The sequence below is a fragment of the Psychrobacter sp. BI730 genome (assembly GCF_013414195.1).
GTDB lineage: Bacteria > Pseudomonadota > Gammaproteobacteria > Pseudomonadales > Moraxellaceae > Psychrobacter.
On sequence record NZ_JAATTV010000005.1, the window covers coordinates 1 to 23,715 of the forward strand.

The following is a 23,715-nucleotide window of genomic DNA, read 5'->3' on the forward strand; positions in this document are numbered from 1 at the left end:
ATTTGTTTCAACAAGTTAACTGGGTTATTAATGTGTAATTACACACTAGCTACTTCCAGCTCGTCTTGATGAGGTGCGTATTATAGACGGTTTAAATTTTGTGTCAACCCGTTTTATTAATGTTTTTAATCTTATTTTAGTAGATGAATAAATCTGTATTTTTTTTCAATGGGTTATGAACTTAGGGTTCTTTATCTTCTTAAGTACTAGTGTGCAATACGACTTAATTTAACAATTTTTAGTAAAGGTAAGATTATTTGTTCCTTATAACTGGACTTATCCATCCTGTCATTCTTGAGTATCTTCCTTAAACAAATTATCTATTATATTTTTGAATGTTGATATTCATATGATTAGCACTATATAGGAGCTAAGTCATTTAGGGTTATATGATGCTTTCAATATATTGTCCTATATAGTGTAGTATTTGATACTACCTTTGTCATAAGATGTGGCTCTTATATTAGTCGTCGCGCAATCCCTTGATATCTAGTGTTGAGAGACGGTTTTTGCTATAATAGGTATTTTGCTGCATTACTTATATATTTTGGCTGTTATGTTACTTCTATAGCGAAATGCGTTTTGCTGCAATGCTATTGATTAACTGGCTTTAAGCCTTGCATCAGCTCTAGCATATATAGTCATAATAAGTCTTTAGGTAATGCGTCCCTTTCACAACATATCACGATGATTAGATATAATTGATGTGGTCTCACGGTTATATGATTGATGGTTGCAATCATCACTGCCAACGGACCCAATAATAGGCGAATAGATTATGGTAGCGATTACTTTACCCGATGGTAGTGTAAAAGACTTTGAAGGTCATACAACAGTCATGGAAGTGGCGCAAAGTATTGGGACAGGACTCGCTAAAGCGACGGTTGCTGGACGTGTAAATGGTCATCTCGTAGACGCTCATGATCCTATCGTCGCTGATGCCAACGTTGAAATCGTAACGCCAAAAGACGACGACGGTGTCGATATTATCCGTCACTCATGCGCTCATCTATTAGGTCACGCTGTTAAGCAGCTATATCCTGATGTGAAAATGGTCATTGGTCCTGTCATTGATGATGGTTTTTATTACGATATCTTTAGTGAAACACCATTTACGCCTGAGCATATGGAAGCGATTGAAAAACGCATGATGGAGCTGATCAAGCAAGATTATGACGTTATCAAAAAAATGACGCCACGTGCCGAAGCGATTGAGATATTTGAATCACGTAACGAAGACTATAAGCTAAAGCTTATCAATGATATGCCAGGTGAAGAAGCCTTTGGCTTGTATCATCATCAAGAATACGTCGATATGTGCCGTGGCCCGCATGTGCCAAACACGCGCTTTTTGAAAGTATTTAAACTGACCAAAATGTCAGGTGCTTATTGGCGCGGCGATGCGAAAAATGAGCAGTTACAACGTATCTATGGTACTGCGTGGGCTGATAAGAAACAGCTAAAAGCTTATATCCAGCGTATTGAAGAAGCAGAAAAACGTGACCATCGTAAAATCGGTAAAGCGCTGAACCTATTTCATATGCAAGAGCAAGCGCCAGGTATGGTGTTCTGGCATGCTAATGGTTGGACGATTTATCAAGTACTTGAGCAATATATGCGCAAAGTACAATACGATAACGGCTACGAAGAGATTAAGACACCTCAAATCGTTGATCGCAGCTTGTGGGAGCGTTCAGGACATTGGGGCAACTATGCAACCAATATGTTCACGACTTCTAGCGAAAACCGTGATTATGCAGTAAAACCGATGAACTGCCCTTGTCATGTGCAAGTGTTTAATCAAGGTTTAAAGTCTTATCGTGACTTACCACTGCGTATGGCTGAATTTGGTTCTTGTCATCGTAATGAGCCATCAGGTTCATTGCATGGTTTGATGCGTGTACGTGGTTTTACTCAAGATGATGCCCATATCTTCTGTACGCAGGCACAGATTCAACAAGAAGTTGCTGATTTTATTAAGCTAACGCTTGCTGTCTATGAAGATTTTGGCTTTGATAACATTATCATGAAGCTCTCTACCCGCCCTGAAAAACGTGTTGGTAGTGATGATTCTTGGGACTTTGCAGAAAAAGCGCTAGCAGATGCGCTTGACAGCTCAGGGCTAGACTGGGATTACTTACCTGGCGAAGGTGCATTCTATGGTCCAAAGATTGAGTTTAGTCTAAAGGATTCTTTAGGACGTATTTGGCAGTGCGGTACTATTCAGGTTGATCCAAATATGCCTGAGCGTCTCGATGCTGAGTTCGTCAATGAGCAAAACGATCGTGAAGTACCTATTATGTTGCACCGTGCAATCTTAGGTTCGTTCGAGCGTTTCATCGGTATTTTGATCGAAAACTATGCTGGTTGGATGCCAGTATGGCTAGCACCGCAGCAAGTTGTGGTCATGAATATCACCGATAAGCAAGCTGATGCATGTGAAAACGTGGTTAGCGAGCTCAAAAATGCAGGTTTGCGCGCTATTAGCGACTTGCGTAACGAAAAGATTGGATTTAAGATACGAGAGAAAACATTAGAACGTATTCCCTATATGCTAGTATTAGGGGATAAAGAAGTCGAATCGGGCAGTGTTAACGTCCGAACTCGTGAAGGTGAGAACCTTGGCGTGATGAGTGTTTCTGAATTTATTACATTAGTACAGACCGCTGTCAGTAAAAAAGGCCGACAGACCCCAAAAACAGATGAGGAGTAATACCTATTAAACAGTCCAACCGTTTGAACATCAACGAAGATATCAATGTCAAAGAAGTCCGTCTCGTTAAAGAAGATGGCGAGCAAATGGGTGTGGTTGATATCGCAACCGCGATGAAAGCGGCACGTGATGAAAATCTAGATTTGGTTGAATTAGTTCCTGAAGCTAAGCCGCCAGTATGTAAGATCATGGATTATAAGCATTTCCTCTATGATCAAAAGCAAAAGGCTAAAGAAGCTAAGAAAAACCAAAAGCAGACTCAGCTTAAAGAGATGAAGCTACGTCCTAGTACCGAAGAGGCCGATTATCAGGTTAAACTGAGAAAAATCGTGAGCTTCTTGGAAGATCAAGACAAAGTTAAAATTAGCATCCGTTTCCGCGGACGTGAAATGGCGCACCAAGATATTGGTCGCAAACAACTTGATCGTATCATTGAAGATACTGCTGATATCTCAAACGTCGAACAGTACCCTAAGATGGAAGGTCGTCAGATGGGTATGCTGCTTGGACCCACTAAGAAAAAGTAATCTGTTTATTGGATTGCTTTGAGTGGTGGCTGTTAGTCTATATAGCTATTTATAAATCTAACCATCAATATGCTGCGGGATATTGATGGTTTTTTATTATTTGGACTCAAAAACGGCTGTAATGAACATAGCTATACTGAACATAATAGCCTAGCATCATTGACTGACGCTATTTTACAAAACCTACCTTCTCAACTTTCTGATTACACGGTAATCTAAAGGTCTAGTTATATTTACTAGTTAGTATTTAGCAGTAACTAATGATCATTTGATAAAAATTAGTACGAGCTAAAAACATTTTATAAATGTATAAAAGCTAAGTGTATAAATAAAAACAATGTATATCACGACTGTCAGAGTCGTTGAAAAAAACACTTCCCTTCTCCGATATCAGAGGATATTTCATGCAAGAATTGACGCCACCAGAAAACGCTACAACGCCCAGTATCTCTCTAACAGCACCTGAACCTGTCAAAGAAATACAGAAAAGTGAAGCAGATCAGATGGTCAAATTGGATGAAAGCCAAATTCCTGAGCTCGATGCCAAGGTTGATGCTTTTGTTGATCATGTGCTTACCAACTCTGTGCATAGCGATGAGTTTCGACAAAATGTGCAGTCTATTCATAATCTAGGTACCAAAGAGATTCGTGAATCTGCGCAAGTATCTAATCGAATGTTAGATTTGCCTGCAAAAAGTCTTAATGACAGTTTATTCGACAACTCTCCTATCGCCAAATCATTGACGGAACTACGCGGGATTGTCGAAGACTTAGATCCGAGCAAAAAAGAGCTGACCAGCTCACGCAAGTTGTTCGGTCTCATTCCGTTCGGTAATAAAGTACAAGATTATTTCCGTCAATATGAGTCAGCGCAGTCGCATATCAATGCAGTGGTGACCAGCCTCTATAATGGTAAGGATGAGCTGCTCAAAGACAATGCGATGATCGAGCAAGAAAAAGTCAATATGTGGGAGCTGATGCAGTCTATTCGCCAGTATGTCTATGTTGGCAAAAAGATTGATGAGCAGCTTGAGCATAAGGTCTATGCCATAGAAGCAACAGATCCAGAAAAAGCGCGCATCATTAAAGAAGAGATGTTGTTTTATGTCCGTCAAAAAAATACTGACTTTTTAACTCAGTTAGCAGTGAATGTACAAGGCTATTTAGCGCTTGATACCATTCGCCGTAATAACTTAGAGCTGATCAAAGGTGTCGATCGCGCAACCACGACCACGGTGTCTGCATTACGCACGGCTGTTGTTGTTGCCCAAGCAATGACCAATCAAAAATTGGTATTGGATCAAATCACTGCATTGAACAAAACCACCAGTAGTTTGATTGAATCAACTTCAGCGATGCTCAAACGTCAGTCAGGTGAAATCCATGAGCAGGCGACCAGCAGTAGTATTGAGCTTGATAAACTGCAAAATGCCTTCAATAATGTCTATGACACTATGGATATGATTAGCAATTACAAAATTGAAGCGCTAGAGAATATGAAGCAAACGGTCAATACACTGACCACTGAAGTAGATAAAGCACAAAAATACTTGGATAAATCAAATCAGACTACGGTGTTAGAAGTCTCAAAAGAGTTAGATAGTAAAAAAATCACTAACCAATCAAGCAATGTCAATATTGATATTTGATTTATCCCTATAGCGGTCGCCAGAAAACTGACCGCTTCCTGCTACCGAATACACATAAGACAATTGACGCAAGATATTGCAACGTCGTTCGTGTTAAGATAGCCACTATTAATAATTTTAAAAATAGATACGGTAATTTATGAGTTGGAATGATCCAAACGCCTCAAGTGAGGCAAAAAAATATGACAACCCGATTCCTAGTCGTGAGCTGATACTCAGCACGATTAATGAGCATGGGGAAGTCACGCATCAACAGTTGGCAAAAGCCTTTAACATTGATGATCCTGATCAGTTTGATGCTTTGGGCAATCGCCTAAAAGCAATGGCGCGTGACGGCCAAGTGAATCGTGATGGTCGTCCTTATCGCTATCGCACGGTGACTAAGCAAGATATCGTCTCAGGTACAGTGTCTGCACATCCAAAAGGTTTTGGTTTTGTAGTGCTAAGTGACATGCCAGATTTGTTTTTGCATGAAAAACAAATGCGCTGGGTATTCAATGGCGATACAGTAGCAGCCGTCGGCACTTCGACAGACAATCGTGGACGTACCGAAGGGCGCATCGTTGATGTTGTCGAACGTCGCCAAAACAACTTTATCGGTACACTTGCTCGTGATGAAGACGGCTATTGTGTTGAGCTTGGTAGCCCGAACAATCATCAACCGATTACGGTTACTGATGACAATGTTCAGGCGCTAAATATCAAACAAGGCGCTCCTGTTAAAGTCGATATCATTGACTGGCCAAACCAGCATGAATTTGCCACTGGTAAAATCACTGAAGTGCTGTCTGACGATAATGATCGTGAATTGATTATTGAGACTACCCTGCTCAACTATGATATTCCATCAGATTTTAGCGAAGCTGCGCTTAAACAAGCTGATGACTATCAGGAGCCAACCGAAAAAGACATAAAAGGCCGCACAGACATACGTCATCTACCGCTTGTCACTATCGATGGCGAAGATGCTCGTGACTTTGATGATGCTGTATTTGCTGAAAAGCGTTCTGGTGGTAACTACCGTGTCGTGGTTGCGATTGCGGACGTCAGCTATTATGTGACACCGAATTCACCACTTGACCAAGATGCTTATGAGCGTGGTACTTCGGTATACTTCCCGCATCGCGTGATTCCAATGTTGCCTGAAGTGTTATCTAACGGTCTATGTTCATTGAACCCTAATCTAGATCGCTTATGTATGGTTGCTGATATCAAGATATCGCGCGCTGGTAAAGTGACTGGATATGAGTTTTATCCGTCAGTGATGCACTCACAAGCACGTCTAACTTATAATCAAGTAAATGATTATCTTGTGAACCCGAATGATAAGAGATTACCTAAATCACTAACAGGTAATAAAGACGTTAAAAAGTCTGTTGATACCTTACATCAATTGTATGAGCTACTGCTTAAAAAGCGTGAAGAACGTCATGCAATGGAATTTGAAACGGTTGAAACGTATATCAAGTTCAATGAGAAAGGCGGAATCGAAGCGATTTTACCACGTACTCGTGGCGACTCTCAGAAGCTAATCGAAGAGTGTATGCTCCTTGCCAATACTTGTGCTGCAAACTTCGCGCTTAAGCATGAGTTACCAGTTTTGTATCGTAACCATGATAAGCCTGATAATGAGAAGTCGATGCGTATTCATGAATATGCAAAAAACTTTGGCTTACCATTCCCAGAAGAAAATCCAACGCAAGCGGATTATCAGCGCATTATCGAAGCGACTAAAGATAGACCAGATGCCATCAGTATTCATAGCATGCTGCTGCGTTCAATGATGCAAGCAAACTATGCACCTGACAATATTGGTCACTTTGGCTTAGCATATGACGAATATAGCCACTTTACCTCGCCAATTCGCCGTTATCCAGATTTGATGCTGCATCGCGCGATTAAAGCGAAAGTCACTAATAGCCCACAGCCTGTTATGGACTTTTCTCTTGAAGGTGCTGGTACACAAACATCAGATACAGAACGCCGTGCAGAAAAAGCATCACGTTATGTAGAGTCTTGGCTCAAGTGTCATTATATGACCGATCATGTCGGTGAAGAGTTCGAAGGCGTTGTGACTACGGTTACTAGCTTTGGTCTATTCGTCACATTGACTGACTTATATATCGATGGTTTGGTTCATATTTCAAACGTTGGCGATGACTTCTTCGTCTACGATGAACAGCAACAGCAGCTTATCGGTAAAGATAAAGGCACGCTATTTGGACTGGGCGATTCAGTTAAAGTGAAGGTTGCGGGTGTCAACATGGACCTGCTACAGATTGATTTTGATTTGAAGGCTAAATTGCAATCTAGTGCAATGAACCAAAGTAAAAAAGGTCAATCGAAGAAAGAGCAGCCTAAGAAAGCCCCAGCGAAAAGAAGCAGCAACCGCAGAGGCGCTGCCAAAAAAAGCTAAGCTTAGACTGATACTTAAATACTGATGTTGTAATACAATAAAAAAGGCTAACGCGATCGTTAGCCTTTTTTATGCTGTGTACTTTTGAGTTATAGATGATATAGCTATTTATTGTGCCTATTGCGCATCGTCCAATTGGTCTACACGGTCTTGCTCTGCTTGCTGCGCTTGGTCAATTTTACTGGTCGCACTATCTACGATAGCTTTCGGCTGTTGACTAAGTGGCTGGCTAGTAATATCTGCATCAGAGGTAGCTACTGTAGAATCAGGCTGTTCAGCCGCTACACTACTGGTTGCAATCTCTCTATTTTGTTCGCGACTATTACCATTGATAATGTTAAAGCCAAGCAATGCCACAATACCAATTACTGCAAAGATAATAACGTGTTTCATTTCCATAAAAAGCCCCGTATTTGAATAACCATCAAATATAGATTCTGTTGCACTTTTTATGCCTAAATCTTATTTAACGTCTAGTACCTATTCTTGCGGGCTATTATTATTCAATAAATCCGTCTCATCTGAGCTTTGAGCAATCTCTTGCTCTACCTTTTCCATCAGCTTATCGTCAGGACGGGCGTCGAGAACCTCATTAGCACTGCGACCTTGCAAAATGGTTTTGGCTCGAGCCTTGGCTTGTTGTTTATCTTGGTCATCCGTATGACTCTCAATGACCTGATTTGTTTCAGCAGGTTTAGGAGTCGACGGCGTAATCGTTATATCAGATTGAATATTATTAGCATTGCTGACACTGCTTTGCATGTGCTCAAAGGCTTTTTCTAACTTATTGTTGAAGCGCAGACGATAGATAGGCTCAGGTAAGCTAAAGCCTTTATCTTCTAGTGCATGCTTGGTCTCACGAATGGCGATACTGCGTGCTTTGGCAAAGTCAGTCTCTGATTGGTCTACCCAAACCTGAAATTCCAAAACAATATTAGAATCACCCACATTGGTAATGACCGCAATCGCCTTTGGTTCATTCAACACAAACGCTAGTGTATGTATCGCATCCAATCCGACTTTGATTGCTGCTAATGGATCGTCATTGGCATCAACGCCTAATTCAAAAGTAAATCGGCGCTCAGGATTTTTGGTGTAATTTAGAATGGTACCTTTAAAGACTTCAGCATTAGGAATACGTAACTGATTACCATCTAATGTCATCAGTATCGTCGCGCGCGAGGTCAAACGAACCACGATGCCCTCTTGCCCATTAATCACGATATGGTCACGAGCACGAAAAGGTTGGCGAATGCTCAGCATTAGTGAAGCGATATAATTCTCGATAGTATCTTTGACTGCGAAACCAACCGCAATACCAATGACACCTGCACCACCAAGCAATGTGCCTAAAATAGTCTCTGCACCTATCAGACTTAGTCCTAGAATCAGACCAAAGATAATAAAAATGACTTTGACCGTTTGTGACAGCAGCTCAGCGACAAATGGATTGGGCGTAAGACGTTGCCACATTTTTTTTCGATTAGATAACCAACTGCCAAACCATGCTACCAAGGCAAATATAACGATGCCAACCAATAGTAGTGGTAGCGCCTTCACTAGATTGGTCACCTGCGCTTTTAAACCTTGATAGACCGTTGAGACATTCTCTTGAACATCTAGCGTGCGGTTAATTCTGTCTTCTACAGTGACGACATCTGTTAGTCGGTTGGTTAAGTTAATCGCTTGCTGTGCTTTTTTTTCGTTGGCTGTCTCTCCCGTTAGGGTAACGACCCCTTGGGTAACACTAACATTGACAGCTTGTAAACCTTCGATTTCAGAGAAAATACCGCTGATACGTTGACGAATGTCGTTGTCTTTTTGCGGTGTGGGTGTGGTCTCGATTTGAGCATTATTGGTGCTTTCGCCACTGATTACTGGCGGTGGAGCAGGCGTTGGCAATGAGCTAGCAGGTTCTGTGGTATCACCTGTTGATGCTTCATTTTCTGATGTGGCAGAATTATCGTTAGATACGCTTTCCTCTGTCGTCTCTACACCTTCAGTTGTCTCTATACCTAGCGCTGCTGCGATACCAGAAATTTCTTCACTGGCAGCATGCGCTGAAAACGCAAAAAGAAGGATGCTTAGTAGCAACACTATTTGACCCCACGCTTTTATAGAACTGCGTACTATCGGACGGTCAATATAAGTGGCCATAAGCATCCTTTATTTTTTACGGATTTTTCTCGCTTAGCTTGTTGCTGATAATTAGCTGTCTGATTTTAACCGACTAATTTTTGATTTATTTAGCTATCTAAGTAAAGCTGCGCTTCGCTCAAGTTCAATGTGCCTTCATAGATAGCGCGACCGGTAATGATACCTTCGATACAGTCACCGTAAAGCTTTAACAGCTCAATATCTTTCATATCAGTAACGCCGCCTGATGCAATCACAGGTAATCCGCCTTCGCGCGCCAGATTAACAGTTTGTTCAACGTTGACGCCTTGCATCATGCCATCACGGGCGATGTCAGTATAAACGATTGATGACACACCGACGTCTGCAAAGCGCTTAGCAAGCTCGGTCGCCTTGGTGTCTGTCACGTTTGCCCAGCCATGAGTGGCTACCATACCGTCTTTGGCGTCGATACCGACGATGATATGCCCTGCAAATTCGCGGCAAGCTTCCGCGACAAAATCAGGATCTTCAACGGCTTTTGTACCGATAATGATATACGTCAAACCTGCGGTAATATACTGCTCGATAGTGTTCATGTTACGTACACCGCCGCCTAGCTGAATAGGCAGGTTCGGGTAGGCTTTGGTGATATCATTGACCACTTGTCTATGTACTGGCACACCGTCAAAAGCACCATTCAAATCGACCAAATGTAAGCGACGCGCGCCTTCATCTACCCAACGCGCTGCCATGGCAACTGGGTCATCAGAGAACACCGTATCATCTTCCATACGGCCTTGTTTTAAACGTACACACTTACCATCTTTTAAATCAATAGCCGGGATAATGACAGGCACAGCACACATATAGCATTCCTTATAAAGCACAAGATTGGCAATAAATTTAGTAAATTAAAATTTTGAGAATGAAACGTTATTGAAGCATCAAATAACGAGAGAAAACGCTGCTTAAAAGTAGCATAAATTATGGACAGATCGAAAACCAAGACATCGCTAAGTTAGCAATCTGTTTGAATACAAATAAGAAAGACAGAAACTAGACAATCATAACCATAAGTTTTAGTACGTAGAATCACTACCAACAATCGTTAAATTCTATTACTGACTGGCAATTTTAGGTCAATTTAGCGTATAATCCTAGGTAAATTTTTATTTGTTTCTATGTGATAGTAACCATGTGTTACGCTTTTTGTTGAGTTGTTACAACTCACTAATACAGCATGGTGATCAGGATGGATCGAGCAATCCTTCAATACGCCAATAAAATATTGGCCAAGAAATTGCTAAAAAGGACTATCTGAAAAAATCTCAACCAATAGTCTCTAAACCATCGATTCTGCGGTATTTAACCTTAATTAGATGTCTTGCAAGCCCCTATCACTAGCTAACTATATTAAAACCGTTACGATTAAAACTATAGCAGCTTATAATAAGTGAAGTTTGCTTATCAGTTGCTTAGCTAGTTTGTCTTTTAACCAGTATATCATCTACCTTAATAGATCGTTATTTGGCCACACTCTTATTCTATCGAATACTTTTAGACGGTATTAGTGAGCGAGAGATGGTCAAACATACTGGTGTTACAAGTTTTAAATTTCAATGAAACGTGTGATAAAGCCATTTGTATTTAAACCAGTCTCTTTTAGCCATGTGCTGTAGTGATTGATTTCGATGAAACGGTTTTAGCATACACCTTGGTAGCCAGTCGCCACTTTGGTAATTCGAATAAGACATTAACGTGTTGTTAAGGAGTCTAAGGTCAGCGTTAATACTCTTACTAGTAGTTATGATCATGTATTGTCTTCACAGAGCTTTCATCCCTATTTCACTATAAAGGAAATAGACGATTGAAGGCTTTGTTGAGTGATACAAACGTTCATGCTACCGATATACCAAACAGGACGTCTGGTATCGTTTTAGACTATGGACTAAGTTTTCGCTTATGATTACCATCAAAAAAGGTTTGGATTTGCCCATCACTGGTGAACCCTCCCGCGAGATATCTGAGCACCAACCGACACATGTAGCACTTGTTGGCTATGATTATGTGGGTATGAAACCCACTATGAATGTCAAAGAAGGTGACATTGTAGCCAAAGGTCAGCCCGTTTATGAAGACAAAAAACGTGTTGGCGTGATCTACACTGCCCCTGCTGCCGGTAAGGTCGTCGCTGTTAAACGTGGCGAACGTCGAGTGTTTGAGAGTCTTGTGATTGCGGTCGACCCAAATGGTGAAGAAGTAGACTTTGAGCGCTATGACTCACAGCAGCTTGCTGACCTAGACTCTGAAGTCGTTGAAACCCAACTGATTGCCTCTGGCGAATGGACGGCGTTCCGTACGCGTCCTTATAGCCGCGCACCCGAAATCGGCGCTCGTCCACATGCCATCTTTGTCACAGCAATGGATACCAATCCACTTGCCTTTGACCCGATGCTTGTGATCAATGAGCAGCTACAAGCGTTCAATGATGGACTTGCTGTATTATCTACGCTTAGTCCAAAGACCTTTGTCTGCCATCATGGCGATACCCAACTGACGCCAGTTGCAAAAACTGCAGCGAATAACGTCACTGAGTATCATGGTTTTGCTGGTAAGCATCCAGCTGGTCTTGCTGGTACGCACATTCACTTTTTGCATCCTATTAGCCGCGGTGTGACCGTATGGACGATTGGTTATCAAGACGTGATTGCCATCGGTAAATTGTTCACGACAGGTCGTCTATATACGCGCCGCATGGTGAGCTTAGCAGGTCCTGCTGTCACTAACCCGCATTTGGTTATGACTGAACGTGGTGCTGATATTACTGCATTGACCAAAGGTAAGCTGGCTGCTGGCGAGAACCGTATCATTTCAGGTTCAGTATTGTCTGGTCGCAAAGTGTTTGAAAACATTGCCTATCTGGGTCGTTTTCACAATCAGATCAGCGTATTGACTGAAGGCCGTGAGCGTCCTGCGTTCCATTTCTTTAGCCCCGGTAAAAACCGCTTCTCAAAACTGCCTATCTATATTTCGCAGTTCTTTGGTGGCAAAAAGTACGACTTTACTACGACAAGTAACGGCTCACCACGAGCGATGGTACCAATCGGTGTCTACGAAGAAGTCATGCCACAAGATTACCTACCAACTCAGTTACTACGTGCATTGATTGTCGAAGACATCATTAGTGCCGTAGATTTGGGTGTGCTTGAACTGGACGAAGAAGATTTGGCACTATGCACCTTTGTATCTCCTGGCAAATATGAATTCGGTGATATTTTGCGTGATAACTTAACGCGCATTGAGCTGGAGGGCTAACCACGATGAAATTTTTACACAATATGTTCGATCGTATGGAGCCATCTTTCACCAAAGGCGGCAAACACGAAAAGTACTACGCTATTTTTGAGATGTTTGATACGTTCTTACGTCAACCAAGCTCAACCACTTATGCATCATCGCATGTACGTGACGGGATTGACCTAAAACGTATTATGATTACCGTATGGCTATGCACCTTCCCAGCGATGTTTTGGGGTATGTACAACATTGGTCATCAAGCACTAACCGCTATCGCTCAGCTTGGCTTGCAGCCTGAAGGCTGGCGTACTGTAATCACTAGCATGGCAGGCTATAACCCAGACAGTATCTGGGCAAGTTTCGTCTATGGTGCGATGCAGTTTTTGCCTATTTATATCGTGACGTTTGCAGTGGGTATTCTCTGTGAGATTATCTTTGCTGTCGTCCGTGGGCACGAGGTCAACGAAGGTTTCTTTGTGACTTCAGTTCTATTTGCATTATGTCTACCACCTGATATTCCTTTATGGCAAGTTGCCCTAGGTATTATCTTCGGTGTGGTTGTCGCAAAAGAAGTGTTCGGTGGTACTGGTAAAAACTTCCTGAACCCTGCCCTATCGGGTCGTGCATTCCTATACTTTGCTTATCCAGCCTATATGTCTGGTGACTCAGTATGGACGGCGGTAGATGGTTTCTCAGGTGCGACGCCTCTTGGCCTTGCAGCACTTGGTGTGGTTCCTCAGGACTTCGTCGATGTCTATGGTAATGCGATCACGTGGAGTGATGCATTCTTAGGCAACATGCAAGGCAGTATCGGTGAAGTATCGACGCTAGCCATCCTAATGGGTGCGGCAGTGTTGCTATGGACGCGTATTGCTTCTTGGCGCATTATGGCAGGTTGTGTGGTCGGTCTGATTGCGACGTCTCTTGTGTTCAACATGATTGGCTCTGAAGACAACATGATGATGAGCTTGCCGTTCTACTGGCACTTAGTTATCGGTGGCTTTGCTTTCGGTGCTGTATTTATGGCAACCGATCCAGTATCAGCTGCGCATACAAACAAAGGCCGCTGGGCTTACGGTATCTTGATTGGTTTTATGACCGTATTGATTCGCGTCATCAACCCTGCTTTCCCAGAAGGCATCATGCTGGCCATTCTATTCGCCAACTTATTTGCTCCATTGTTTGATTACTTTGTGACTCAAGCAAATATCAAACGCCAAACCGCTCGGAGGGTTCGCTATGTCCAAGCCCAAAAGTAATAACGCGAAAACCATCAGTGTGGCTTTGACGCTATGCTTGGTGTGTTCAGTGTTGGTTTCAGCAGTGGCTGTTGGTCTAAAGCCTGCGCAAGTCGAAAACGCACGTTTAGATCGTAACAAAAACATCTTAGTTGCGGCTGACATGTATGACGCTGAGTCTGATACAGCAGATGATGTCGCCGAACGTTTTAAAGACTTTGAAGTCAAAATCATTGATTTAAACGAAGGTACTTATCTCGATGACGATGCGCTAAAAACTGCTGGCATCCCTGATCGTAATGCTTATGACGCCAGTCAAGCGACAAAAAACCAAGCTCTAAGTGAAGACTTGGGTGACAACGATCCTGCTGGTATTGGTCGTAAGCCAAAATATGCCAAAGTCTATGTCAAAAATGATGACGCAGGTCAGCCAGAAACGGTTGTATTGCCAATTCAGGGCTACGGTCTATGGGGCACTATCTATGGTTTCTTAACGCTCGAAAGTGATATGAATACCATCAAAGGTATCAGTTTCTATGAGCATAAAGAAACCCCAGGTCTTGGCGCTCGTATCGAAGAGCCAGAATGGCGTGCAAAGTGGAGCGGTATCGAGTCTTATGACGAGAATGGTAACGTTGCCACTGGTGTCACCAAAGCTGGTAACCCAAAAGAGAACTGGGTTGATGGCATTAGCGGTGCAACATTGACTAGCCGCGGCGTCAGCAACATGATTCAGTTTTGGTTGGGCGAGCAAGGTTATAAGCCTTATCTAGATACGCTACGCGAAAAGAGCGGCCAAACGGTTGAAGGTGCAGACACGCAAGCAAATCAATCAAAGCCGGCAGCTCAACCTAAAACCGAATTGGCAGCCAAGCTACCAGTAGCAAACGGCAAGGAGGCATAACATGGCTGACACTAAAAGCATTTTAACCACGCCTATCTTTGATAATAACCCTATTGCCCTACAGATCCTTGGTATCTGTTCGGCATTGGCTGTCACCACCAGCATGGCTAACGCTATGGTCATGTGTGTGGCATTGACCTTGGTCACGGCATTTTCGAGCTTCTTTATCTCGATTATCCGTAAGCAGATTCCATCAAGCATTCGTATCATCGTACAGATGACGATTATTGCTTCATTGGTTATCTTGGTTGATCAGGTACTAAAAGCAGTTGCTTATGACGTCAGTAAAGGTTTGTCAGTTTTCGTCGGTTTGATCATCACGAACTGTATCGTTATGGGCCGTGCTGAAGCATTTGCTATGAGCAACCCACCAGTCCCAAGCTTTTTAGACGGTATTGGTAACGGTCTTGGTTACTCAGCAGTATTACTATTCGTTGCAACTATCCGTGAGCTATTGGGTGCTGGTACTTGGTTCGGTATTACGATTCTACAGCCAGTCACTGATGGCGGTTGGTACATACCAAACGGTCTATTACTGTTACCACCATCAGCGTTCTTTATCATTGGTTTGTTCATCGCTGTTGTCCGTATCTGGAAACCAGAACAAGTTGAAGAAGCTGAGTTTGTAATGAAGCCGCAGTCTAAAGGCATGGCACATGGAGGCGGTCACTAATGGGACATTATGTTAGTTTATTTATAACCTCAGTCTTTATTGAGAACATGGCGCTTGCCTACTTCTTAGGTATGTGTACTTTTTTGGCCGTATCCAAAAAAGTCTCTACAGCGATTGGTCTAGGTGTTGCGGTTGTTGTCGTGATGGCAATTACCGTTCCACTAAACAATTTACTATTCCAGTTCATCCTAAAAGATGGTGCGCTGGCATGGGCAGGGTTCCCTGATATCGACTTGAGCTTCTTAGGATTGCTAAGTTATATCGGTTTGATTGCAGCCACCGTACAGATCCTAGAGATGTTCTTGGACAAGTTTGTACCGAGTCTATATAACGCGCTTGGGGTGTTCTTACCACTAATCACCGTAAACTGTGCCATCTTGGGTGGTGTACTATTTATGGTTGAGCGTGACTATAACTTTGGTGAATCTGTTGTCTATGGTGTGGGTGCAGGCTTCGGTTGGGCACTTGCTATTACAGCATTGGCGGGTATCCGTGAAAAGCTCAAATACTCAGATATTCCAGCACCGCTGCGTGGTCTTGGTATTACTTTTATCACGGTTGGTCTTATGTCGCTCGGCTTTATGTCGTTCGGTGGTATGTCCATCTAAACCGCTAAGCTCAAAGCTTTCATTAGCTATTTGACTTATTTAATTCATTTATTCGGTAGAGGTTTGGGTACAGCATAGATTATGCCCCCACACCCCTACCCCATAGATTAAGGATACCTACCATGGATTACGCTACGGCGATTGGTGGCGTTGCTATGTTTACCTTGATCATCATGGGCCTCGTCGCTATTATTTTGGCGGCACGCTCAAGACTGGTCAGTTCAGGCGATGTCACTATCCATATTAATGATAATCCCGATAATGATGTGGTGACACCAGCTGGCGGCAAACTACTACAAACGCTAGCGGGCGAAGGTATATTTTTATCTTCAGCTTGTGGTGGTGGTGGTACTTGTGCGCAGTGTCGTTGCCGCGTTATTGAAGGTGGTGGTTCTATTTTGCCCACCGAAGAAGGCTATTTTACTCAAGGTGAAATCCGCAATCACATGCGCTTAGCTTGTCAGGTAGCTGTTAAGCAAGACATGAAAATTGAGATTGATCCTGAGTTCTTTGACGTACAGAAATGGGAATGTGAAGTTATCTCTAACGATAACGTTGCCACTTTCATTAAAGAGCTTGTTCTAAAAATTCCAGAAGGCGAAGAAGTAAACTTCCGCGCTGGTGGTTATGTACAGTTGGAAGCGCCACCGCATGAAGTACACTACAAAGACTTTGTGGTTGATGAAGAATATAGAGAAGACTGGGAAAAATTCGGCATTTTCAACTATGTCTCAAAAGTTGATGAGCCTGTTATCCGTGCTTACTCAATGGCTAACTACCCTGAAGAGAAAGGCCTCATCAAATTTAACATCCGTATCGCCAGTCCACCGCCACGTGGTCCTGACGGTATCCCACCAGGCAAAATGTCTTCATGGGTATTTAGCTTAGTACCTGGTGACAAAGTGACAGTTTCAGGTCCTTATGGTGAGTTCTTTGCCAAGAAGACCGAAGCTGAAATGATCTTTGTCGGTGGTGGTGCTGGTATGGCCCCAATGCGCTCACATATCTTTGATCAGCTCAAACGCCTGAACACTGATCGTAAGATTAGCTTCTGGTATGGTGCTCGTTCTATTCGTGAGATGTTCTACGTTGAAGACTATGATCAGCTAGAAGAAGAGTTCGATAACTTTGAGTGGCATGTTGCACTGTCTGACCCATTACCAGAAGATAACTGGGAAGGTCCAACAGGCTTTATCCATAACGTATTGCTCGAAAACTATCTGAAAGATCATCCAAACCCAGAAGACTGTGAATACTACATGTGTGGGCCACCGATGATGAACGCTGCCGTAATCGACATGCTACACAGCATGGGCGTGGAAGACGAAAACATCATGCTTGATGATTTCGGTGGTTAAGTTAGATAATTAATCTAGCAAAGTAAGGTTTAAGAATATAAAAAAGAGTCTCAATTGAGGCTCTTTTTTTGTGCGATTTTTACACATAGTAGTGCCTTTGCAGACTACAAATCTAGCTAGTAGAGTCGCTTTATTATCCTATATTATGGACTATCTAAACTTTGAGAAAGGACTCTTATGAAAACGAAATACAAAGATTTGACCATTTGGATTACCGGTGCTTCTAGCGGTATTGGAGAAGCCCTTGCCATAGCCTTTGCCAAAAAAGGTGCTCGGATTATTTTAAGTGGACGCGATCAGGACAGATTAGACACAGTCAAACAACGCTGCAAGCGTGCTAACAAGCATATAGTTATTCCTTTTGATATCAGTGATGCCAACCAAGCCAAAGAAGCTTATGCTACTGCTAAAGCTCAGGCGGGGAAAATCGACTGGCTGATTAATAACGCTGGTATCAGTCAGCGTTCACTCATCATGGACACGGCTGAAGAAGTTGAACGCCAAATCATGGAAATAGATTACTTTGCTCAGACGCGTCTTACCAGACTTGCGTTGCCTGACATGATTGCACAAGGCGGCGGCAAAGTAGTTATGATATCTAGTGTGGCAGGTTTATTGGGTACGCAATATCGCGGTGCTTATGGGGCAGCCAAGGCGGCACTGCATATGTGGGCAAACAGCTTGCGCGCTGAGCTACATGACCAAGGTATCGAAGTAGCCACGATATTCCCCGGGTTTATTCAGACCAACATCTCTATCAATGCATTGACTGGCGATGGTAGCGCACAAGGTACGATGGATGAGGCAACCAATAATGGTCTAACTGCGACTGAGTTTGCTAAACAAGTTGTGAAGGCGCTCGCCAAGGAAGAAGAATATATTATCGTCGCTGGTCGCAAAGAAAAACTGGCCACACGAGTCAACCGCGTCTCTCCGCCAAAACTCTATAAGCTCATACGTGAGTCACAAGTGAAATAAGCTACTTAACCGAACGAATTGTCACCGAATAATGCCTTCGTTGGTATTTTTGGGTTCAAGGGGTGTAAAATAGGCAGTGCTTGTTTTACACCCTACTCATTTCTACGCCATACCGAAAATATTATGAAAAACACTATATCCAGCTTATCTTCCAAAAAACCTATACACCTTACCTTAGTAGGCGTCATCAGCCTTGCTAGTACTTTAGGTCTTAGCGCTTGCCAGCAAACCCCAGACTATAACTATCTGATCGGTGAGACGATGGGAACGAGCTACCATATTAGCTATCAGTTGCCTGATGATGCGGACGAAGCTGCCATACAAGCTGCGGTAGACGAGCGCCTAAAACAAATTAACGATAGCATGTCTACTTATCAAAACGACTCAACAATATCTACATTCAATCGTTTGGGCAAAGACAAACCTATCACTATCGATGCTGATTTTAGTCGTGTGCTAGATGTCTCGCAAATTGTCTATCAGCAGTCTGGCGGTGCTTTTGACCCTACCGTTATGCCACTCGTAAACACCTGGGGCTTTGGGAGCACCATGACGGTCGAGCGCCTACAAAGTCCACCGACCGCCGTTGAAATTGCGCAGGCCAAAGCATTGGTCGATTTTGAGAGCATCATAAAGAAAGACGACACCATCTATAAAACCAAAGATGGCGTTGGTTTAGATTTTTCTGCTGTTGCCAAAGGTTATGGCGTCGATGTCATCGCTGATGTGCTGAGAGAGGATTACCAAATTCGTAACTATATGGTTGAGATCGGTGGTGAAATAGCCACCTCTGGTGTCAATAACCAACAGCAGCCATGGCAAATTGCGATTGACGCTCCTATTGAAGGCAGTACGGTCAGCGAACGTCAAACCATATCTGCTATTCGTCAACCAAAGAATACGGCTAGCCAAATGCATCTAGCGACCTCTGGTAACTATCGCAACTCTGTCATATTCGATGGCAAACGCTATAGCCATACTATCGATCCGACAACGGGTAACCCTATTGCAGACGGCGCACCTTCAATTACTGTCGCAGCTGATTCGGTTGCATTGGCGGATGCGTGGGCAACTGCCCTTACCGCGATGCCTTATCACAAAGCACTAGACCTCGCTAAAACGCAAAATCTAGCAGCCATGTTTGTGGTACTAGCTGACGATGTAAAGGCAAAAGGTTCTGATGATATCTCTAACGAAGCTGCTGACGATAACATTGACGATTGGCAGGTGGTACAGACACCAGCGATGAAAGCGTTACGTGCTGATAAAAAGCTCTAAACATACTTCAAACTCTAGATGGCACATTCTAAAAGCTACTAGTAAGTGATAGATGTGAAACAAGAGAATACGTTAACGCACAACGAGCCGCACTAAAATTTGCTATACTATTATACAGTTGTTATTAACGGTGCTTAGCTGCCATAAACTTAGGTAACACCACTAATAACTGCCCTATTTTTTAAAATGAGGTTTCCTCTATGCTTAGCCAACTGCTTCTTATGCTTGCCATTACTTTCACCGTATTTGTCCTATTCTTCATTTTTATGGGCGTCGGTTATATGGTCAAAAAAAAGCCGCTTAGAGGATCTTGTGGCGGTGTTGCCAAATTGATGGGTGATGAAAATTGCTCGTTTTGTGGTAATGATCCCAATAAGTGCGATTCACTAATCGCTGAACAGCAAGAGAATGCATTGAGAGCTGCTCAATTGGGTAAATCGGTTTAATAGCCTATTGGTTACCATACGCTGGTAGCATTTACCTGACATATGTTCTTATAATAGCGTCAAGTCATTCAAAAGTGACTTGGCGCTATTTTTATTGTGCGATAAGACTGCTTATTTAAGATTTATTATTATCGCCATCTCTTATTATCACTGTTCTATAGCCGTAACTCGAAGTAACCACACATACATTTTGACTAAGCTGCCTGCCAATTTAGCAAAGTCAGTTAAGAAAATTGTATGTCTTACGCGCTACATATATTTTTCGGTCTGATTTACGATATCTCTTACCGTCTAGGTACGTGTCTGGGTAAATGCTCTCTGGTGTTATTTTATAAGCGGCAATTTCTTGGCGCTGTTTAATAACGTGTTCTTTTTCGCTGTCATCGTTGTGCTGCTATGTCTACCTCGTCCAATCTATCTGCTTCATCTAGCCTGCCATCCTCGCGCTTTACCTTTTGGTTGGTTCTGTGTGCCATGGTTCTGCTAGCCACCAATATGCGTGCGCCTATCGTCGCACTAGGTTCTATCGCCCCAGTGGTAAAAGACGCGCTTGATATCTCTGAGTTTCAGATAGGCTGGCTAGGGGCAGTACCTATGCTGAGCTTTGCCGTTGGTGCGCTGATTTCCCCAACCATTGGCAAGCGATTCGGACTAGAAAACACACTGATTGCTATGATTGGGCTATTGACGGTAGGAATGGTTATCCGTACTGCTATCCCGACGTGGAGTGGGTTTTTAATTGGTACTTTACTACTTACCCTCGCCATCGGCTTCGCTAATACTTTGGCAGCACCTGTCATTAAGCAGCGTACCCCGCAACATATTCCGCTAATTACTGGTCTGTTTAGTCTAACGATGACCACAGCAGCAGGTATCGTCGCAGGCGTCGTACTACCGTTATCGGAGCAAGTTGGTTGGCAGTGGGCATTAGGTGGTTGGACGATACTGGGCGTATTTGCCTTTGTCATTTGGCTGTTCTTACGTGTGCGTTTGGGTTCATCTAACCATCAAGCGGTTATCCCTGCGGCCTTAGGTTCTTCTGAGATCTCTATGTGGCGAACCACCTTTGCGTGGCAGATTGCTATTTTTATGGGATTACAGTCATTATTGTTTTATACCGTCGCCAGTTTTTTACCATCGATTTGGGTTAGTAAGGGACTATCTGCCGTCAGTGCTGGACAGATGGGTTCTGTATTCCAGTTTATGGCACCAGTTTCTATATTAAGTTTAACTTGGCTAGTCAATCGCGGCCGCCCTATTCAAGCGCTAGCAGTGTTCGCCGCTGTGCTAAATGTCGTTGGTATATTGGGCATAAGTTACCTATCGACTGACTTGGCATGGCTATGGTCAGGCATGATGGGCATGGGCTGTTCAGCAATTTTTACCTTGAGCATGATGCTGTTCTCTATGCGTACTTATACGACCAATCAGGCAAGTGAGCTGTCTGGTATGGCTCAAGCAGTGGGTTATGTGATTGCGTTTTTTGGCCCATTGGGCACAGGCTGGCTCCATGAAACAACGGGCAGTTGGAGTGTGCCACTTTTTATTATGCTGATACTGATGATTGTCAACGTCGTGATTGCTTGGCTTGTTAGTCGTCCAGTGATGGTCGATGGCAAATATATTTGATTGCTATAAGCCTTTGTTATTCATAAGGCCATAATTGCTAACGCGCAATAAAGCGGCTTTAAATTAACCTTAGGGCAATATAGGTCACTGTCTTATTTTGCTATAGTCAGTTCAATATAACTTAGATACTTAATATAAGCTGGATACTCAATATAATCTGGATAAAAGGAAGGTGAGTGACAGTACTACCAATAGTAGACTGAGCGAGCCTGACGATTCATCCGACTGATACCGTATCTGATTTAGATAGGATTTGACTATACCTTGGTTTGATTGCATATAGGACATAACACCCATGATGAATTTCCCTTCTCGTTTTGCTCAGCCCTTGCCTGCTATCGCCATGCTCGCAGCTGTAATGGCTATCAGTGGCTGTCAGAAAGATGCTGAAACCACATCTGCTACTGATACGCAGAGTACCAGTACTGAAGCGACTAACAGTCAAGCCAGCACTGCTCCAGTAGCAGCTGAAACCGCAGCAACAACTGATCAACAGGTCAAATCCTCATCACTTACTATTTTAGCGCTTGGTGACTCTCTGACAGAAGGTCTGGGAGTGGACAAAGACGACAACTATCCTGCTCAGTTAGAAGATCGTCTACAAGAGATGGGCTACGCTAATGCCAAGGTTATCAACTCAGGTCTAAGCGGTGAAACCAGTACGGGATTGGTCAATCGATTGGACTGGGTGTCGCAAACCAAACCCGACATCACCATATTGACTATTGGTGCTAACGATGCGATACGCGGTATCGATGTAGCGACCATTGAAGCCAATATTCGTACTGCGGTTAAGCACCTGCAAGACAATGGTAGTGTCGTCATCTTAGGCGGTATGTCGATCTATGACAATCTAGGCAGTGAATACGTCGCGGCATTCTCAGACATTTATCCACGTGTTGCCAAGGATATGAATCTAACGCTTATTCCGTTCTTCTTAGAGGGCGTCGGCGGTGACCGAGAGCTTAACCAAGCAGATGCGATTCATCCAACCAAAGAAGGCTATGAGATTATCGTTAATAACAATATCCTGCCCATTCTAGAACCGAAGCTAGAAGAACTACAAGAGTTAAAAACAGCCGATACCGATAACACAGCTACTACTGCTCAAGACAATACGACAAAAAATAAGACAAATGAGACTACTTAACGAGACCATGTAATGACATTATCATCTTCGACTGCCACAGCAACGCCACAAGCAGACGCTAAGACACAAGCACTACTGACCGCCTCACAGTTAAATAAAACCGTACAAGTCGGTGAGCAAAAGCTGTCCATCATCAAAGACGTGGATATCTATGTTAATGCTGGCGAGTTTGTGGTCATTATGGGCAAATCAGGCTCGGGTAAATCTACTCTGTTAGGGTTACTCGCAGCATTAGACTATCCCGATAACGGTACGGTATCGCTGGCAGGTCAAATGCTTAGCAGTCTTGACGAAGATGCGCTAGCCGTTATTCGTCAACAGGATATGGGCTTTGTCTTTCAGTCGTTTCATTTATTGCCCACACTGACCGTCGCTGAAAATATCGCCTTTCCACTTGATATTGCCAGACGTCCAAACCCAGCACGCGTAGACGAGCTGATAGATGCGGTCGACTTAGGTCATAGACGTAACAGCTTACCTAATCAGTTGTCAGGTGGTGAGCAGCAGCGTACAGCGGTGGCACGAGCACTGGTATCGCACCCAAAGATTGTGTTTGCGGATGAGCCAACGGGTAACTTAGACGAGCAAAATGCTGATCAAGTCATGCAGCTATTGTTAGACCTACGTCAACAGGTTGGCTCGGCACTGGTGGTCGTGACTCATGACCCTGCACTTGCCGAGATGGCAGATCGCGTCATCACTATGCATGACGGCCGCATTGTACCTACATGAA

At 43.3% G+C, this 23,715-nt stretch carries 19 protein-coding genes; 16 read left to right on the forward strand and 3 right to left on the reverse strand.

What is annotated here, in order from left to right; translation table 11 throughout:
* The first annotated feature begins 778 nt into the window (after window positions 1-778).
* The 4 genes from thrS to rnr all read left to right on the forward strand — a co-directional run bounded on the left by thrS (window position 779) and on the right by rnr (window position 7,305).
* The gene (gene thrS, locus HCZ91_RS04695; RefSeq protein ID WP_179798492.1) at window positions 779-2,713 is read left to right on the forward strand and encodes a threonine--tRNA ligase; all 1,935 of its coding nucleotides are present in this window, start codon (window positions 779-781) and stop codon (window positions 2,711-2,713) included.
* Between the two features lie 23 nt (window positions 2,714-2,736).
* Window positions 2,737-3,240, forward strand: coding sequence for a translation initiation factor IF-3 (gene infC, locus HCZ91_RS04700; RefSeq protein ID WP_057762155.1), 504 nt, complete (start codon window positions 2,737-2,739; stop codon window positions 3,238-3,240).
* Window positions 3,241-3,644: 404 nt separating this feature from the next.
* On the forward strand, window positions 3,645-4,889 hold the full coding sequence (locus HCZ91_RS04705; RefSeq protein ID WP_179798493.1) for a toxic anion resistance protein: 1,245 nt from the start codon (window positions 3,645-3,647) through the stop codon (window positions 4,887-4,889).
* A gap of 139 nt (window positions 4,890-5,028) precedes the next feature.
* Window positions 5,029-7,305, forward strand: a complete 2,277-nt coding sequence (gene rnr / locus HCZ91_RS04710) for a ribonuclease R (protein WP_179798494.1) — start codon at window positions 5,029-5,031, stop codon at window positions 7,303-7,305.
* 117 nt (window positions 7,306-7,422) lie between these two features.
* Here rnr and HCZ91_RS04715 read toward each other — a convergent pair whose 3' ends face one another.
* From HCZ91_RS04715 to hisA, 3 genes are all read right to left on the reverse strand, one after another.
* Window positions 7,423-7,704, reverse strand: a complete 282-nt coding sequence (locus HCZ91_RS04715; protein ID WP_179798495.1) for a hypothetical protein — start codon at window positions 7,702-7,704, stop codon at window positions 7,423-7,425.
* Window positions 7,705-7,785: 81 nt separating this feature from the next.
* The gene (locus tag HCZ91_RS04720; RefSeq protein WP_179798496.1) at window positions 7,786-9,462 is read right to left on the reverse strand and encodes a mechanosensitive ion channel family protein; all 1,677 of its coding nucleotides are present in this window, start codon (window positions 9,460-9,462) and stop codon (window positions 7,786-7,788) included.
* An 89-nt stretch (window positions 9,463-9,551) separates the two neighbouring features.
* On the reverse strand, window positions 9,552-10,289 hold the full coding sequence (gene hisA / locus HCZ91_RS04725) for a 1-(5-phosphoribosyl)-5-[(5-phosphoribosylamino)methylideneamino]imidazole-4-carboxamide isomerase (RefSeq protein WP_179798497.1): 738 nt from the start codon (window positions 10,287-10,289) through the stop codon (window positions 9,552-9,554).
* A 1,096-nt stretch (window positions 10,290-11,385) separates the two neighbouring features.
* Between hisA and HCZ91_RS04730 the strand changes: the two genes are divergently transcribed.
* The 12 genes from HCZ91_RS04730 (at window position 11,386) to HCZ91_RS04785 (ending at window position 23,714) form a co-directional block, all read left to right on the forward strand.
* The gene (locus HCZ91_RS04730) at window positions 11,386-12,738 is read left to right on the forward strand and encodes a Na(+)-translocating NADH-quinone reductase subunit A (RefSeq protein ID WP_179798498.1); all 1,353 of its coding nucleotides are present in this window, start codon (window positions 11,386-11,388) and stop codon (window positions 12,736-12,738) included.
* A 5-nt stretch (window positions 12,739-12,743) separates the two neighbouring features.
* Complete coding sequence (locus HCZ91_RS04735) at window positions 12,744-13,979, forward strand: NADH:ubiquinone reductase (Na(+)-transporting) subunit B (protein WP_057762164.1); 1,236 nt, start codon at window positions 12,744-12,746, stop codon at window positions 13,977-13,979.
* A complete protein-coding gene (locus tag HCZ91_RS04740; RefSeq protein ID WP_057762167.1) occupies window positions 13,960-14,862 on the forward strand; it encodes a Na(+)-translocating NADH-quinone reductase subunit C in 903 nt (300 codons plus the stop codon). The genes HCZ91_RS04735 and HCZ91_RS04740 overlap by 20 nt, the downstream gene beginning before the upstream one ends.
* A 1-nt stretch (window position 14,863) precedes the next feature.
* Window positions 14,864-15,535 (forward strand): NADH:ubiquinone reductase (Na(+)-transporting) subunit D, encoded by a 672-nt coding sequence (locus HCZ91_RS04745; protein ID WP_101204727.1) that lies wholly within the window; start codon window positions 14,864-14,866, stop codon window positions 15,533-15,535.
* Window positions 15,535-16,143 carry an NADH:ubiquinone reductase (Na(+)-transporting) subunit E gene (gene nqrE / locus HCZ91_RS04750; protein WP_011281361.1) on the forward strand — a complete coding sequence of 203 codons (609 nt, stop codon included), beginning with the start codon at window positions 15,535-15,537 and terminating at the stop codon, window positions 16,141-16,143. The genes HCZ91_RS04745 and nqrE overlap by 1 nt, the downstream gene beginning before the upstream one ends.
* Before the next feature lie 122 nt (window positions 16,144-16,265).
* Entirely contained in the window at window positions 16,266-17,501 is a 1,236-nt protein-coding gene (gene nqrF, locus HCZ91_RS04755; RefSeq protein ID WP_102078341.1) for an NADH:ubiquinone reductase (Na(+)-transporting) subunit F, read from the forward strand.
* A 177-nt stretch (window positions 17,502-17,678) separates the two neighbouring features.
* A complete protein-coding gene (locus tag HCZ91_RS04760; RefSeq protein WP_179798499.1) occupies window positions 17,679-18,479 on the forward strand; it encodes an SDR family oxidoreductase in 801 nt (266 codons plus the stop codon).
* 123 nt (window positions 18,480-18,602) lie between these two features.
* Window positions 18,603-19,757, forward strand: coding sequence for an FAD:protein FMN transferase (locus HCZ91_RS04765; protein WP_179798500.1), 1,155 nt, complete (start codon window positions 18,603-18,605; stop codon window positions 19,755-19,757).
* Window positions 19,758-19,957: 200 nt separating this feature from the next.
* Window positions 19,958-20,203 carry a (Na+)-NQR maturation NqrM gene (gene nqrM, locus HCZ91_RS04770; RefSeq protein WP_179798501.1) on the forward strand — a complete coding sequence of 82 codons (246 nt, stop codon included), beginning with the start codon at window positions 19,958-19,960 and terminating at the stop codon, window positions 20,201-20,203.
* A gap of 396 nt (window positions 20,204-20,599) precedes the next feature.
* On the forward strand, window positions 20,600-21,832 hold the full coding sequence (locus HCZ91_RS04775) for an MFS transporter (RefSeq protein WP_179798502.1): 1,233 nt from the start codon (window positions 20,600-20,602) through the stop codon (window positions 21,830-21,832).
* Window positions 21,833-22,127: 295 nt separating this feature from the next.
* Entirely contained in the window at window positions 22,128-22,982 is an 855-nt protein-coding gene (locus HCZ91_RS04780) for an arylesterase (RefSeq protein ID WP_179798503.1), read from the forward strand.
* A 12-nt stretch (window positions 22,983-22,994) separates the two neighbouring features.
* Window positions 22,995-23,714, forward strand: coding sequence for an ABC transporter ATP-binding protein (locus tag HCZ91_RS04785; protein ID WP_179798504.1), 720 nt, complete (start codon window positions 22,995-22,997; stop codon window positions 23,712-23,714).
* Window position 23,715: the final 1 nt, after the last annotated feature.